General features: G+C 70.8%; 13 protein-coding genes. 10 read left to right on the top strand and 3 right to left on the bottom strand.

Annotated features, from left to right (window positions below):
- Window positions 1-10 precede the first annotated feature (10 nt).
- The 6 genes from rpmJ to rplQ all read left to right on the top strand — a co-directional run bounded on the left by rpmJ (window position 11) and on the right by rplQ (window position 3,411).
- Entirely contained in the window at window positions 11-127 is a 117-nt protein-coding gene (gene rpmJ / locus WMF11_RS44265; RefSeq protein ID WP_012240549.1) for a 50S ribosomal protein L36, read from the top strand.
- Between the two features lie 43 nt (window positions 128-170).
- Complete coding sequence (rpsM, locus tag WMF11_RS44260) at window positions 171-551, top strand: 30S ribosomal protein S13 (RefSeq protein WP_012240548.1); 381 nt, start codon at window positions 171-173, stop codon at window positions 549-551.
- Window positions 552-571: 20 nt separating this feature from the next.
- Window positions 572-982, top strand: a complete 411-nt coding sequence (rpsK, locus tag WMF11_RS44255; RefSeq protein ID WP_012240547.1) for a 30S ribosomal protein S11 — start codon at window positions 572-574, stop codon at window positions 980-982.
- An 11-nt stretch (window positions 983-993) separates the two neighbouring features.
- Window positions 994-1,623: a 30S ribosomal protein S4 gene (gene rpsD / locus WMF11_RS44250; RefSeq protein ID WP_437546525.1), complete on the top strand. Its 630-nt coding sequence runs from the start codon at window positions 994-996 to the stop codon at window positions 1,621-1,623.
- 208 nt (window positions 1,624-1,831) lie between these two features.
- On the top strand, window positions 1,832-2,872 hold the full coding sequence (locus WMF11_RS44245; RefSeq protein ID WP_437546523.1) for a DNA-directed RNA polymerase subunit alpha: 1,041 nt from the start codon (window positions 1,832-1,834) through the stop codon (window positions 2,870-2,872).
- A gap of 20 nt (window positions 2,873-2,892) precedes the next feature.
- Window positions 2,893-3,411 (top strand): 50S ribosomal protein L17, encoded by a 519-nt coding sequence (gene rplQ, locus WMF11_RS44240; protein ID WP_437546521.1) that lies wholly within the window; start codon window positions 2,893-2,895, stop codon window positions 3,409-3,411.
- A gap of 146 nt (window positions 3,412-3,557) precedes the next feature.
- Here rplQ and WMF11_RS44235 read toward each other — a convergent pair whose 3' ends face one another.
- Both WMF11_RS44235 and yccX read right to left on the bottom strand, forming a co-directional pair.
- Window positions 3,558-5,678, bottom strand: coding sequence for a hypothetical protein (locus WMF11_RS44235; RefSeq protein WP_437975044.1), 2,121 nt, complete (start codon window positions 5,676-5,678; stop codon window positions 3,558-3,560).
- A gap of 5 nt (window positions 5,679-5,683) precedes the next feature.
- Entirely contained in the window at window positions 5,684-5,962 is a 279-nt protein-coding gene (gene yccX, locus WMF11_RS44230; RefSeq protein ID WP_012240542.1) for an acylphosphatase, read from the bottom strand.
- Between the two features lie 419 nt (window positions 5,963-6,381).
- On the opposite strand from yccX, the gene rho reads away from it, so the two are divergent.
- The 4 genes from rho (at window position 6,382) to WMF11_RS44210 (ending at window position 12,650) form a co-directional block, all read left to right on the top strand.
- On the top strand, window positions 6,382-7,629 hold the full coding sequence (gene rho, locus WMF11_RS44225; RefSeq protein ID WP_012240541.1) for a transcription termination factor Rho: 1,248 nt from the start codon (window positions 6,382-6,384) through the stop codon (window positions 7,627-7,629).
- Between the two features lie 116 nt (window positions 7,630-7,745).
- Entirely contained in the window at window positions 7,746-9,833 is a 2,088-nt protein-coding gene (locus WMF11_RS44220) for a GAF domain-containing protein (RefSeq protein ID WP_437546517.1), read from the top strand.
- Between the two features lie 49 nt (window positions 9,834-9,882).
- Entirely contained in the window at window positions 9,883-10,977 is a 1,095-nt protein-coding gene (locus tag WMF11_RS44215) for a (Fe-S)-binding protein (protein ID WP_437975043.1), read from the top strand.
- Window positions 10,974-12,650 (top strand): ATP-binding protein, encoded by a 1,677-nt coding sequence (locus WMF11_RS44210; protein WP_437975042.1) that lies wholly within the window; start codon window positions 10,974-10,976, stop codon window positions 12,648-12,650. Before WMF11_RS44215 ends, WMF11_RS44210 begins: the two co-directional genes overlap by 4 nt.
- 69 nt (window positions 12,651-12,719) lie before the next feature.
- On the opposite strand, the gene WMF11_RS44205 is transcribed toward WMF11_RS44210, so the two are convergent.
- Complete coding sequence (locus WMF11_RS44205) at window positions 12,720-14,285, bottom strand: serine/threonine protein kinase (RefSeq protein ID WP_437905104.1); 1,566 nt, start codon at window positions 14,283-14,285, stop codon at window positions 12,720-12,722.
- Window positions 14,286-14,310 lie beyond the last annotated feature (25 nt).

The following is a 14,310-nucleotide window of genomic DNA, read 5'->3' as shown; positions in this document are numbered from 1 at the left end:
GAGGCTCCCCGTGAAGGTGCGCCCGAGCGTCAAGAAGATCTGCGACAAGTGCAAGGTGGTCCGGCGGCGTGGTGTCGTTCGGATCATCTGCGAGAACCCCCGCCACAAGCAGCGCCAGGGGAACTAGCTCTTTCGGCGGAAGCCCGCCCTCGTTTCGGTTTGGAGTAACCATGGCTCGTATCGCTGGTGTCGATCTCCCGCGTCGGAAGCATGTCGCCTACGCCCTGCCGTACCTGTTCGGCATCGGGCGGACCCTCGCCTTGCAAATCTGCGAGAAGACCAACATTCCGCAGAACAAGCGGGTCGAGGAGCTCAGCGACGCTGAGGTGAAGGCGATCCGCGACCTCCTGGACGCCGAGTACAAGGTCGAGGGCGACCTGCGGCGCGAGGTGCAGCTCAACATCAAGCGGCTCATGGACCTCGGCTGCTACCGAGGGCTCCGCCACCGGCGCGGGCTCCCGGCGAACGGGCAGAGGACGCATACGAACGCGCGCACCCGGAAGGGACCGCGCAAGGGCATGTTGCAGCGGCGTCCTGCCGCGACCAAGTGACGAGCGGGGATTAGGACGCCATGGCGCAAGCGAAGACGGCTGCCACTACCACGAAGGCCAAGCAGAAGAAGAAGGTCAAGAAGAATGTCTCCGCGGGTATCGCGCACATTCAGTCGACCTTCAACAACACGGTCGTGACGATCACGGACATCAACGGCAACGCGATTGCGTGGTCGTCCGCTGGCGCTCGCGGCTTCAAGGGATCGCGCAAGTCGACGCCGTTCGCCGCGCAGCTCGCGGCGGAAGAGGCGGCGCGCCGGGCGCAGGAGCACGGGATGCGTTCGGTCGCCGTGTTCGTGAAGGGGCCGGGGGCCGGGCGCGAGAGCGCGCTCCGTGCGCTCCAGACCGCTGGCTTCAAGGTGACGCTGATCCGCGACGTCACGCCGATCCCCCACAACGGTTGCCGGCCGCCCAAGCGGCGCAGGGTTTGAGGTAATTCACGATGGCTCGCTACATTGGTCCGGTCTGCAAGCTCTGCCGCCGCGAGGGGATGAAGCTCTACCTCAAGGGCGAGCGGTGCTACTCCGAGAAGTGCGCGTACACGCGGCGCCCGTATCCCCCGGGCCAGCACGGCCAGGGGCGCATCAAGCTGAGCGAGTACGCGGTGCGCCTGCGCGAGAAGCAAAAGGTGCGTCGCATCTACGGCGTGCTCGAGCGGCAGTTCAGCGGGTATTTCCAGGAGGCCAACCGGCGCAAGGGCCGGACGGGCGAGGAGATGCTCGGGCTGCTGGAGCGGCGGCTCGACAACGTGGTGCACCGGATGGGCTTCGGCTCGTCCCGCGCCGAGGCGCGCCAGCTCGTCCGGCACGGGCACGTGAACGTGAACGGCAAGCGGCTCGACATCCCGAGCTACGTCGTGCGGGCGGGTGACCGGGTCGAGCTCACCGAGGGGGCGCGCAAGTTCAAGAGCGTCCTCGCTTCGATCGGCGGCGCGGACAAGCGGCCGGTCGCGAGCTGGATCGACGTGGATCGCGCGGCGTTCACCGGTGCGGTCAAGGGCGCGCCGATCCGCGAGGATCTCAACGAGCCGGAGATCCGCGAGCAGCTGGTCGTCGAGTACTACTCGCGCTGATCGCGCGAGGGCGGCGCGGAGGAGGGCGGCGTCGCGAGCGCACCTTGCAGGGTGCTCTCGCTCGCTGCGGGCTCCCCTCGGCGCCGCCGTCCCGCGCTCGCGCGCGGGGGCATGGAGCCTAGGATGCGGGCAGGAGGCGGCGCCGACCGGTCGAGTGCGGCCGCGGCGTGAGACCTCCGCGCAAACCTCATGAAGGAAGGAGATCGCCATGACGATGAACAACCCGAACCTCACGATGATCGCCCGTAACTGGCGCGATCTGATCCGGCCCAAGGGCATCTCGATCGACGCGGACAGCGGGACCCAGTTCTACGCCAAGTTCACGTGTGAGCCCCTGGAGCGCGGCTTCGGGATCACGATCGGGAACTCGCTGCGCCGCGTGCTGCTCTCCTCCCTCCAGGGGGCGGCCGCGACGGCCATCCGCATCGAGGGCGCGCTGCACGAGTTCACCACCGTGCCGGACGTGGTCGAGGACGTCAGCGACATCATCCTCAACGTGAAGGAGGTCGTCTTCAAGGCGGCCACCCCGAAGACCTACTCGGTGCGGATCGATCGCGAGGGGCCCGGGCCCGTGTACGCGCGCGACATCCAGCTGGTCGAGGGCCTGTCGGTGCTCAACCCCGACCACCTCATCGCCGTGCTCGACAAGAAGGGCCCGCTCTCGATGGAGCTCACGGTCAACGTGGGCCGCGGCTACGTGCCCGCCGAGCGCAACAAGACGCCGACCATGCCGATCGGGACGATCCCGATCGACGCGCTGTTCTCGCCGATCCGCAAGGTGAACTACACCGTGCAGAACGCCCGCGTCGGGCAGGTGACCGATTACGACAAGCTCACGCTCGAGGTCTGGACCAACGGGTCCGTCTCGCCGGCGGACGCGGTCGCCTTCGCCGCGAAGATCCTCAAGGAGCAGCTCTCCATCTGGGTCAACTTCGAGGAGAGCGAGGAGACGAGCTACCAGGCGGTGATGAGCGACGACGAGCCGCTCAACGAGAACCTGTTCCGCTCCGTCGAGGAGCTCGAGCTGAGCGTCCGCTCCGCGAACTGCTTGCAGAACGCGAACATCACGCTCATCGGCGAGCTCGTGCAGCGGACCGAGCAGGACATGCTCAAGACCAAGAACTTCGGTCGCAAGTCGCTGAAGGAAATCAAAGAGATCCTCGCGAACATGGGGCTCTCGCTCGGGATGAAGATCGACAACTGGCCGCAGCTCCTCGAGCGCTGGAAGGCGCAGCAGGCGCAGGCGTGAGTCGGTACTGAGGGAACGTCATGCGTCACAAGAAAGCGGGCAGGCAGTTTGGTCGGGATACCTCCAGCCGCAGGGCGATGCTTCGCAACCTGACGGCGAACCTGATCACCCACGAGCGGATCGAGACGACCGACGCCAAGGCGAAGGAGCTGCGGCGCGTGGCCGAGCGGCTCATCACCAAGGCGACGCGGCTCGGCAAGGTCGCGTACACCGCGCACGGGGAGCTCACCCCCGGCGACAGAGCGCGCCGGCTCCACGCCGAGCGGCTCGTTGGCAGCTACATCCCTCGCTGGGGGGTCGCGACCGACGGCAAGAAGGTCGACATCATCGCGAAGGTGATGATCGATCTCTCGAAGCGCTTCGAGGGGCGGCCGGGCGGCTACACGCGGATCATCAAGCTCGGTCCGCGCCGCGGTGACTGCGCGCAGATGAGCCTCATCGAGTTCATCGACGCGCCGCCGGTCGCGGACGCGCCTGCGCAGGCCGCCGAGCCGGTCGCCGCGGCGGAGCCGGCCACCCCGGCGACGACCGCCGGCTGAGCCGGAACCAGGCCGGCGCCGCGTGGCGCTGGCACAACAGCAGACAGAACGCCGGGAGAGCGCTCAGCTCGCCCGGCGTTTCTGCGTTGTGAGCCCGGCCGGCGCTCAGGGGCCGGCCGCTGCGTGGGCCTGGTGCGCGCGACGGCTCAGCGGTCGGGCGGGCCGGCTGCAGGGGCGTCATCGCTCCGCGGCTCCGCCTCCTCGACAGGCTGTGCTGGCAGGTCGGGGTCCGCCTTCGAGGCGGCAGCCGGGGCCGGCTCTGGAGACATCTGGGGCTGCGGAGGAACGGCGCTGTCCTGCCTTGGAGGCGCCGAGGCAGATGATGCGGTCGGCTGCGGAGGGGGCGGCGCCGAGGCAGGTGATGCGGTCGGCTGCGGAGGGGGCGGCGCCGAGGCAGGTGATGCGGTCGGCTGCGGACGGGGCGGCGCCGAGGCAGGAGACGCCGGCGGGGGCGGAGGAACGGTGCCGGCTTGCGCTCGAGCGGGCGACGGCGCGCTCCGTCGCCGGGCGATGAAGAACATCGAGAGCACCGCGGCGAGACCTACCGCTCCCGCGGCGATGTGACGGTTCGTCTGGCTCTTCCGCTCCGCGACCTTGTCCCCGAGGGAGGCGAGCGCCGCCCTCGCGCCGGCGTGGGATGGATCGAGCTCGATCGCACGCTCCAGCACGAACTTGTCCGGCGTGCCGCGCTCGATGAGGAGCGCGCCTTCGAGGTAGGCGATCTCCGCTTCGATCTTCTTCGCGCGCTCGCCTGGCGCGTCGAGGCGCAGCGCCTTGCGGAGCATGGCGAGCGCGTCGTCGCGCCGGTCGGCAGACAGCGATCGCGCCCGCTCCACGTAGGCGTCCACCATCTCCTTGCGGCGCTCGAAGAGCGGCGCGCGGGCGAGCACCTTGTCGAACGCGTCGGTCGCCTCGGCGGGCGTGCCCGCGCTCGCCGCGGCGACGCCCTCGTCCATCAGCTTGTACACCTCCGCGAGGCGCGCGCGATCGTACGTCCCGAAGAGCTCGCGCGCGACACGGTCCCACGACCACTCGCGCGGCGGCTTCGCGCCGGTGAGGTCCAGGTAGGCGTCGCGGAGCTGCCAGATGCCGGGCTCGCCGATCGCGGAGATCGCCTCCCGCGCGGCGTCGCGCAGCCGCGCGCGGTCGCTGTTGCAGAAGCTCAGGATCACGCGCACGGCGTCCACGTCCCGGACGCGGCCGTAGGCGCGGAGGACGTCGGCCAAGATCTGCGTGTCATTCGACGCGATCGCCTCGCCGGGGATCGCCCGGCCGAGCAGGTCGAGCTGCTTGTTGGCCCATCGCTGGACGATCTTTGCGTCGTGCTGGCGCGCCTCGATCAGCGCGGGGACCGCCTTGTCGCGCAGCTTGGCCACCTGCCGCTGGAGATCGATGCGGAGCAGCTCGCCGAAATAGGCGTGCAGCGCGATGAGCTCGCGGACCGCAGGCGTCGTGCCTGCAGCGGCGAGCATCCGCTCCATCGCGAGCAGCTTGACGACATCGCGCCACGCGCTGTCCCGCGGCCGCGCCGCGGCCAGCATGAAATCCAGCCAGTCCCCCTCGTCCTTCTCGTCGTCAGCGCCCTTCTTGGCGCTCTGGTCGGCCTTGGCGTCCTTCTTTGCGCCCTGCTCGGCCTTGGCGTCCTTCTTTGCGCCCTGCTCGGCCTTGGCGTCCTTCTTCGCGTCACCGGCGCTCTTCTTCGCGTCACCGGCGCTCTTCTTCGCGTCACCGGCGCTCTTCTTTGCGTCGCCAGCGCCCTTCTTCGCGCCCTTGTCGGCCTTCGCGTCTGCAGTTTTCTTCTTGTTGCCGTCGCGCTCGTCCTCCCCCTTCATCGCCTTGCGGCCTTCTCTGCGCGCGTCCGCGAGCACGCGAGGCGCCGCGTTCCGGTCGAGCGAGCCGCGGATGTCCTGAACGCGCAGCCGCACCGCATCGACGATGCCAGGGATCGGCTCATCGAGGGCCGCGCGGGCGTTCTCCCGCGAGCGCGCGTCCTCCGACGTGATCTGGTCGAGTATCCGGTCGAGCTCGCGGACCGCGGCGATATCAGGCTCCGGGCGGGCGATCGGGGCGAGGCGCGGGAGCTCAGGGAGCGCGGAGGAGGCCGGCGCGGAAGTGCCCGCGTCGCGCTCGCCGGCGGCGCGCGCCGGAGGCGTCGCGAGCGGCGCCGCTGCGAGCAGACCGATCAGGACGAGCCACGCGCACGCCGGCGTGCGTCGCCGCGCCGATCGCGCGCCTGCGTCTCTCGGATCCGACGTGTGGCGTGCCAAGCGCCTCAATCCGTGATGCGAAAGTCGAAGAAATCGCCGGAGAAGCCCCGCCACCGGACGTCGACGCGCTCGACCCGCGCGGCGCTCGGGCCGCGGTTCGCCCAGGCGATGAGCTCCTTCAGCTCGTCCTCCTCCCCCTCGGCGAGGACCTCGACGCTGCCGTCGGAGCGGTTTTTCACCCAGCCGGTGAGGCCGAGCCGCTTGGCCTCGCGCTGCGTGGAGGCACGAAAGAAGACGCCCTGGACGCGACCGCGGACGAACAGCTGAACCTGTTTGAGCCCCATGGAACCAGCTTGACTTAGCCGCGCGTTCCGGGGGAGGCAACTTCAGGCAGCACCTGGGAGCCACGGGCAGTTCGCCCGCGCCGTTCTTCGTACGGACGGCGCGGGCGACCTGTGTCCGTGCCGCGCCCCACGACGCGCGCGCGTCGTCCGTGCCCCCCGCCGCGCATTGACAGAGCAGACGCGCTTGATAGAGTCGCCGCCCGATCGGCAAGCACAGCCCGCCGATCGAGCGACATGAACGTGAGGGGCGCCGGTTGCGAGGCGAGCCCTCTTCCCTCTGGCGACCCGCCGACATCGACGACATGCTCGGCCCCGCCTCGGGTCCGACCCGCTAGACCCCCCCAAACAAAAACCAACGACCGGCGGCCTCCACGCCCTTGACAGGGCACGCGCCGTCGCATCCTGGAGCTTTCCGACTCATGCACCTCAGGGAACTGAAGCAGAAACCGATGGCCGAGCTCGTCCAGATGGCGAAGGGGCTCAACATCGAGGGCGCTGCCGGGCTGCGCAAGCAGGAGGTCATCTTCGCTCTCCTGCAGGCCCACGCGGCGCAGGACCAGCCGGTCTACGGCGAGGGCGTGCTCGAATGCCTGCCCGACGGCTTCGGCTTCCTCCGGGCGCCGGACTACAACTACCTGCCGGGTCCGGACGACATCTACGTCTCGCCGTCCCAGATCCGGCGCTTCAACCTCCGCACCGGCGACAGCGTGAGCGGCTCCATCCGGCCGCCGAAGGAGCGCGAGGCGTACTTCGCGCTGCTCAAGGTCGACAAGATCAACGGCGAGCCCCCCGAGGTCGCGCGCGACAAGATCCTGTTCGACAACCTCACGCCCCTCTACCCGCAGCAGAAGTTCAACATCGAGAACGGGACGAAGAGCTTCTCGACCCGCATCATCGACATGCTCTGCCCCATCGGGAAGGGGCAGCGCTGCCTCATCGTCTCGCCGCCCCGCGCGGGCAAGACGGTGCTGCTCCAGCAGATCGCCAACGCGATCTCCGCGAACCACCCGGACACGACGCTGATCGTGCTGCTCATCGACGAGCGCCCGGAGGAGGTGACCGACATGCAGCGCACCGTGAAGGGCGAGGTGATCAGCTCGACCTTCGACGAGCCCCCGACGCGCCACGTGCAGGTCGCCGAGATGGTGATCGAGAAGGCGAAGCGCCTCGTCGAGCACAAGCACGACGTCGTGATCTTGCTGGACTCGATCACCCGCCTGGCGCGCGCCTACAACACGGTCGTCCCGCCGAGCGGCAAGATCCTCTCCGGCGGCGTCGACTCGAACGCGCTGCACAAGCCGAAGCGGTTCTTCGGCGCCGCGCGCAACGTCGAGGAGGGCGGCTCGCTGACGATCGTCGCCACCGCGCTCGTCGACACGGGCTCGCGCATGGACGAGGTCATCTTCGAGGAGTTCAAGGGCACGGGTAACAGCGAGATCCATCTGGATCGCAAGCTGATGGAGAAGCGGATCTTCCCCTGCCTCGACATCAACAAGAGCGCGACCCGCAAGGAAGAGCTGCTGCTGCCGGAGTGGATCCTCCAGCGCGTGTGGCTGCTCCGCCAGCTGCTGCACCCCCTCAACGTCATCGACTCGATGGAATTCCTCCTGGACAAGGTGAGCCGCACCGAGACCAATCAGGAATTCCTCGAGAGCATGAACCAGTAACGGCGCGTCCTAGGGGCGCTCCCGGCGGTCGTCGGGAGCGCTCTCTGTCACGCGAACGGTCCGCGCAGGGGCCCGCGCGCGCGCTCCTCCGGGCGAAGTCGTGTTAGCGTCTCCTGGTGACCGCGAAGGCGGAACAACGCACGAAGGCGCTGCAGGCTCGCGTACAGGAGCTCGAGGCGCGCCTCGCCCACGCCGACAAGACGGTGCGGGCGCTCCGGGATGTCGGGCTGGCCCTTGGCAGCACCCTGGATCTCGACCAGCTCCTCGCGCTGATCCTGAACAAGATCACCGAGCTGCTCGACGCGGACCGCGCCACCCTCTACCTGCTCGACGAGCAGCGGCAGCGGCTCTTGTCGCGCATCATCATCGGCGAGGAGGCGCGCGCGATCGAGCTGCCCGTCGGCGCGGGGATCGCGGGCCACGTCGCCAAGATGGGGCGCACCGTCCGCGTGAAGGACGCCTACCGGGATCGCCGGTTCCAGCGCGACTGGGACGAGGTCACGGGGTACCGCACCCGCTCGATCCTCGCCGCGCCGATGAAGAACCACGTCGGCCGGACCATCGGGGTCATCCAGGTCCTGAACAAGCACGGGGAAGGGGAGTTCTCGGTCCACGACGAGGAGCTGCTGAGCGCGCTGGCGACGCAGGCGGCCGTCTCGATCGACAACTCGCGGCTGTTCCTCTCGGTGATCCAGAAGAACACGCAGCTCGTGGAGACGAAGGAGCAGCTCGAGCACCGCGTGAGCGACCTCAAGCTGCTCTTCGACCTCGAGAGCGCGATGGGCCGCGCGACCACGATGGAGGACCTCGCGCGCGCGGTCATCACGGAGGCCGGCAGGGCGTGCGAGGCGCGGGCGGGGGGGATGCTCGTCGACGAGATCGAGGGCGGGCTGTTCCTCTACTTCTTCGATCTCGCCGCGTTCGACGGGGGCAGCGCGCCGCCCCGCGCGCCCGCCCTCGGAGAGGAGCCGGAGGGCGTCGTGGGCGTGGCCCCCCCGGGGCCGGCGGTGAAGCGCATCGCGATGCGCCGCGGCGAAGGGGTGGTCGGGCGCGCCATGGTGAACAACGAGGCGGTGTTCTTCTCGCGCGAGGGCGGGGGCCGGGAGCCGGACGACACGCTCGTGTCGCCGCGGCTCGCCCAGCTCGTCGGCGCGGAGCTCAGGACGGCGATCGCCGTGCCGCTCGAGGGCGAGGACGCGGTGCCGATCGGCTCCATGGCCCTCTACAACTCCAGGAACCCCCACGGCTTCTCGAAGGACGATCGCGCGCTGCTGCGGCTCGTGTCGGCGAACGCGTCGACCGCGCTGCGCCTGTTCCGGTCGCGCCTCGAGCGGGAGCAGAGCGAGCGGCTCACCACGATCGGGCGCCTGCTCTCGGGCGTGATGCACGACATGCGCACGCCGCTCACGGTGATCAGCGGTTACGTCCAGCTCATGGCCGGCGCTCCCGACGCGGCGACGAGGGAGGACCACGCGCGGCTGATCCTCAAGCAGTTCGACGTGATCAGCGCGATGCAGCGCGAGGTGCTGGAGTTCGCGCGCGGCGAGCGGAGCATCCTCGTGCGCAAGGTGTACTTGACCAAGTTCTTCGGCGACATCGAGAAGCAGCTGGAGCACGAGCTCGCCGGGACCGGCATCTCGCTGTCCCTGGAGCTCGAGGACCGAGGGACCGCGCGGTTCGACGAGGCGAAGATGACGCGGCTCCTGCACAACCTGGTCCGCAACGCGGTCGAGGCGATGCGGCCAGGCGGGGGCACGGTGACGATCCGCGCCTACCGCGACGGGGGCGACCTCGCGATCTGCGTCGCGGACACCGGGAAGGGGATCCCCAAGGAGATCCAGGGCCGCCTCTTCCAGTCGTTCGTCACCTCCGGCAAGCGCGGCGGCACCGGCCTCGGGCTCGCGATCGTGAAGAAGATCGTCGACGAGCACGCCGGGACGATCACGGTCGCGTCGTCCGACAAGGGCGCGAAGTTCACCATCCGCCTGCCCCAGGAGAGCGCGCCGTCGCGGTCTCCCGGGACCGCAGGGGGGCAGCCCCAGCTGGTGTCGACGGACGGTGGCTCGGCGACCAAGGCGGGCGCGAGCGTCGCGCCGGTCGTCCACGAGGGCATCCCCCGCCGCAGGCCGGCGGGCTCAGCTCCCTCCGTCACCCCAGTGAACGAGCGGGGCCGACGCTCGTCCAGCAACGGCTCGGGCGCCTGACGCGCTCCCGCCGCTTGCGCGAGGCGCACCCGATGGAGAGACTCGAACGGTGTCCCAGCTCCGCCTGAAGCTCCTCGAGCCGCACCGGACGTCGCTCGAGAAGTGCGTCTACTGCCCCAAGCTCTCCCGCGCCGCTTGCCCCGTGTCGAACGTCGAGGCCAACGAGACGGTGACGCCGTGGGGGAAGATGTCGATGGCGTACTTCGCCGCGCGCGGCGACGTGCCGCTCGACGCAGGCCACGCCGAGCCGGCCTGGGCGTGCTCCGCGTGCTTCGGGTGCCGCGAGCGCTGCGATCACAAGAACGAGGTGGCCACCGTGCTGACGGACGCGCGCGCGGAGTTCTTCGCGCGCGATCTGGCGCCGGAGGGGGCCAGGCGTGTCGCGGAGCGCTTCTCGGCCCGCGAGGAGGGCCGCGCCGGTGAGCTCGACGCGCGCTCTCGATCGGCGGTGGCCGCGCCTGACGCGGTCCACGTGCTGCTCGGCTGCGGCTACGAGCGTCACGCGCCGGACGTCGCCCGCGACGCGCTCGACGCGACAGAAGCGCTGGCGGGCGCCCCGGCCCGCCCGGTGCGCGCCTGCTGCGGGTTGCCGCTCCTGTACGCCGGCGATCGCCCGGGCTTCGAGGCCGCCGCGCGGCGGCTCGCCGCGGAGGTCGCGCCCGGGGGGCGCTTCGTCGCCGTCGATCCCGGGTGCGCGCGCGCCGTGCGCGTCGAGTACCCGCGCGCGGGGGTGAGCGTGAAGGCCCCGGAGCTGTTCGTGGATCTCGCGCGCTCGTCGCTCGACAGGCTGCAGCGGTCGGCGTCGGAGCGACGGGTGCGCTACCACGATCCCTGCCAGCTCGGGCGCGGCCTCGATCGCTACGACGCGCCCCGGGAGATCCTCGCCCGCATCACGGGGCGCCCGCCGGAGGAGTTCATCCACCGCCGCGAGCACGCCGACTGCAGCGGCGGCGGCGGCCTCCTGCCCGCCACGCGTCCCGCGTCGTCCGCCGCCATCGCCGACGCCAGGATCGCGGAGCACCGCGCGCTCGGCGGCGGGCTGCTCGTGACGCACTGCGCGCAGAGCCTCCAGCGGTTCAGGACGCGGGGCGAGCCGGCGGAGGACCTCGCGAGCCTCGTCGCGCGGGCCGTCGCGCCGCGATGACCGCGCCGCCGCCAGCCGCGGACGAGGCGCGCGGCGGCGCCGCGGGGCCGGAGGAGCGCGCGCCCCAGAAGCGGCGCACGGTCGCGGGGAGGCTCCTCGCGAGCTACCTCGTGGTGCTCGCCGCCTTCGCGCTGACCGTCGGCTGGAGCGTCCAGGCGCTGCGGGCAGCCTCGCGCGACGCCCAGCTGCTGCGCGCCGGGTACGTCCCGCTGCTGCTCCGCATCGGCGAGGTCCTGGCCGAGCAGAACGTCTTCAACGCCCAGCTCAACCACATCACCGCCGCGAAGAACCCGGGGGACGTGCGCGAGTGGATCGAGACCGCGAGGCGGACCCGTCCGCTCGCGTTCTCGATCGTCAAGGACGCCGCCCGGGCGCTCGCCGGCGCCGATGAGAAGGCGACCGGCGAGGACGCGCGCGTCGGGCAGGCGGCCGCGTCGTCCGGCGTCCGCCGGTTCAGCGACGAGATCGCGGCCGAGGTGGCGGCGATCGAGCGGCTCGTCGGCGCCAGCCCGGAGCGGTTCGCCCAGCTCTTCCAGGCGCTCGCCGTCGGCGACCGCGACCTCGCCGAGCGCACGCGCGACGAGCTGGTCAAGCGAGAGGTCGAGGGCGCGCAGCGGCTGCGGGCGATCAGGATCCGCGTCGAGGGGCAAATGGCGAGCCTCACCGACGAGGCGGAGCTGCGCGAGGAGCGCTCGATGCACCTGCTCCTCGGGCTGGGCGTGCTGACGCTCCTCGTCGGCGTGATGATGTCGCTGTACGCGCGGCGCGTGCTCGCCCCGCTGACCGCGGTCACCGAGCGGGCCAACGCCGTCGCGCGCGGCGACCTCACCCCGAAGCAGGCGCTCGCGACGAACGACGAGATCGGCGAGCTCGCGACGACGTTCGAGGACATGGTCGCCGCGATCCGCCGCGCGCGCGCCGAGCTCGTGAACGCCGAGCGGCTGGCGGCGATCGGGAAGATGGCCGCGCACGTCACGCACGAGATCAGGAACCCGCTGTCGTCGATCGGGCTGAACCTGGAGCTGCTCGAGGAGGAGGTGGCGCGCGCCTCCGCCGCGGACACCCCTGACGCGGAGCTCAGGCCGGTGATGAAGGAGTCGGCGCAGCTCGTCACCGCCATCCGGGCCGAGGTGGATCGCCTGTCTCGCATCGCGGAGCAGTACCTCAGCGTCGCCCGCCGTCCCCGCCCGCGCGTGGAGCCAGAGCGGGTGGGCGACCTGGTGCAGGAGCTGGTGGCGTTCGTGAGGCCCGAGCTCGACCGCGCCGGCGTCGCGGTCCGCGTCGAGGTGGAGGAGGCGGGGCCCGAGATCCTCCTCGACGAGTCGCAGATCCGTCAGGCGCTCCTGAATTTGCTCCGCAACGCGCGCGAGGCGATGCCGAAGGGCGGCGAGATCGTCGTGAGCGTCAGCTTCTCGAGCGGCGCCGCGACCATCGCGGTCGACGACACGGGCCCCGGCGTGCCGGAGGAGCTGCGCACGTCGATCTTCGACCCCTTCTTCACGACGAAGCAGCGCGGCACGGGGCTCGGGCTTGCGGTCACGCGGGACATCATCGAGGCGCACGGCGGCACGATCTCGTGCGAGCCGCGCGAGGCGGGGGGAACGCGGTTCCGTATCGCGCTGCCCGCCGGGCGCTCACCGGCCCTGGGCCGCGCCGCGGACGCGGTGCCGTGAGCCGCGCCGGCCGCGGCGCGCTCGCGCGGCGGAGAGCGGCACGTCCGACGCCGAGCCGCTGCGCGCGGCCTATTTCGGCATGTCCAGGTACTCGAGGGCATACCCCATGAGGAGGAAGCCCACGACGGCGAACAGGATCGCCGCGAGCACATAGACGATGGTTCGAAGCGTCCGCGCTGGCGGCGGCGCCGGAGGCCGCTGCTCGATCGGCTCTGGCTCACCGGCGGTGGCAGGCCCCAGGCTCACCGAGCCCATGCTTGGCCGCACGGGTCTGTAGACGAGCGTCGGACCCTGGCCGGTCGTCGACCCGCCCGAGCTGTCCTCGGAGAAATCCGGGAGCGTCCGCGGCGTCACGGGGTGGGACACGAGCGGGGGCACGAGCTCTCGGGCCGCGTTGTTGAGCACCATGGTGCCGTTCGGGCCGGTCCACTGGACGGGCGCCACCGGCGCCTGTCCGCCCGGCGCGCGCCCGCCAGGCATGTACGGCGGGAGCTGGCCCTCGTTCTGCGTGAGCGGCGGCTCCCCGAGAGGGTGGGCCGGCCGCTCAGGCTCGCCGTGCGGGCGCACCCCGGTCTCGACGCGCGGTTGCGCCCCCGGGTCGGTCGCCGTGCGGATCAAGATGGGGTCGATCGGCGGCACCGGGAGCTTGACCGCGCCGGAGGACGGGGGCTTGTAGCTCGGGTGCGCTGGCGGGATGGGCGAGCTGAGCGCATGGCCGGAGGCGCTGCTTGCCGGCAGCGTGGAGATGGGTGAGCCGCTGATCGGGTGGCTGGAGCTCCTCGCCGGCCGCAGCTCCCGCCAGGCGGTGAGCCCCTCGAGCGCGCTCTGGAAGCGGTCCGCGGGCTCCCGCGCCAGCCCCTTCGCGAGGAACGCCTCGAGCCGCGGGTCGACGGGCCCGTCCATCGCCTCGGCCAGCCTCCGCGCGTCGGTCTTCTGCTTCATCTCGACCATGATGAGCAGGTTGCGCGCCTGGTAAGGCAGCTGGCCGCTCATCGACTGGTAGATCATCGTGGCGCAGGCGTAGATGTCCGCGCGGTGGTCGACCGTCTTCGCCTTGCCGATCTGCTCGGGCGGCATGAACGAGAACGTGCCCAGGCTCTGGCCCATCTCGGTCAGGGTCTCCGCTCCCATCTCCTTCGGCAGCTTGGAGATGCCGAAGTCGAGGATCTTGACCCGCTTCGACCCGTCGGGGCGCGCCTCGATGTACACGTTCGACGGCTTCAGATCGCGGTGGATGATCCCGGCGCGGTGCGCGTCGGCGAGCCCCATCCAGACCTGCTCGATGATCGGGTGAAGCTCCTCGAAATCGATCGGTCCCGTCCGCTTCAGCCGATCGATCAGCGACTCGCCCTCGAGCAGCTCGAACACGAGGACGATGCCGTGCTCGGGGTCCTCCTCGACGTCGAGGATCTCGGTGACGTGATCGCTGTTGATGGATCCCGCGGCGCGCGCCTCGCGCCGGAACCGCTCGGCCGCGGACGACTTGGTCTTCGACTCCGCGCGCAGGAGCTTGATCGCCACCTGGCGGCCGGTGCGGATGTTCTCCGCGGCGAACACCTCGCCCATGCCGCCGCGGCCGAGCTGGCGGATGATGCGATAGCGGTTCGCAACGACGGTTCCAGCTTCGAGCTCCAAGCGCGCCCTCGCCCCAGAGTATCCT

The organism is Sorangium sp. So ce295, from assembly GCF_051527405.1.
GTDB classification, from domain to species: Bacteria; Myxococcota_A; Polyangia; order Polyangiales; family Polyangiaceae; genus Sorangium; species Sorangium cellulosum_B.
The sequence above is the reverse complement of the archived record's forward strand: the minus strand, read 5'-3'. Positions and strand labels throughout refer to the sequence as shown.

What these genes read in the sequence shown, in the direction of transcription:
- rpsM (WP_012240548.1), top strand. Translation starts at nt 171, where the DNA reads ATGGCTCGTATCGCTGGTGTCGATCTCCCGCGTCGGAAGCATGTCGCC.
- rpsK (WP_012240547.1), top strand. Translation starts at nt 572, where the DNA reads ATGGCGCAAGCGAAGACGGCTGCCACTACCACGAAGGCCAAGCAGAAG.
- rpsD (WP_437546525.1), top strand. Translation starts at nt 994, where the DNA reads ATGGCTCGCTACATTGGTCCGGTCTGCAAGCTCTGCCGCCGCGAGGGG.
- WMF11_RS44245 (WP_437546523.1), top strand. Translation starts at nt 1,832, where the DNA reads ATGACGATGAACAACCCGAACCTCACGATGATCGCCCGTAACTGGCGC.
- rplQ (WP_437546521.1), top strand. Translation starts at nt 2,893, where the DNA reads ATGCGTCACAAGAAAGCGGGCAGGCAGTTTGGTCGGGATACCTCCAGC.
- yccX (WP_012240542.1), bottom strand. Translation starts at nt 5,962, where the DNA reads ATGGGGCTCAAACAGGTTCAGCTGTTCGTCCGCGGTCGCGTCCAGGGC.
- rho (WP_012240541.1), top strand. Translation starts at nt 6,382, where the DNA reads ATGCACCTCAGGGAACTGAAGCAGAAACCGATGGCCGAGCTCGTCCAG.
- WMF11_RS44210 (WP_437975042.1), top strand. Translation starts at nt 10,974, where the DNA reads ATGACCGCGCCGCCGCCAGCCGCGGACGAGGCGCGCGGCGGCGCCGCG.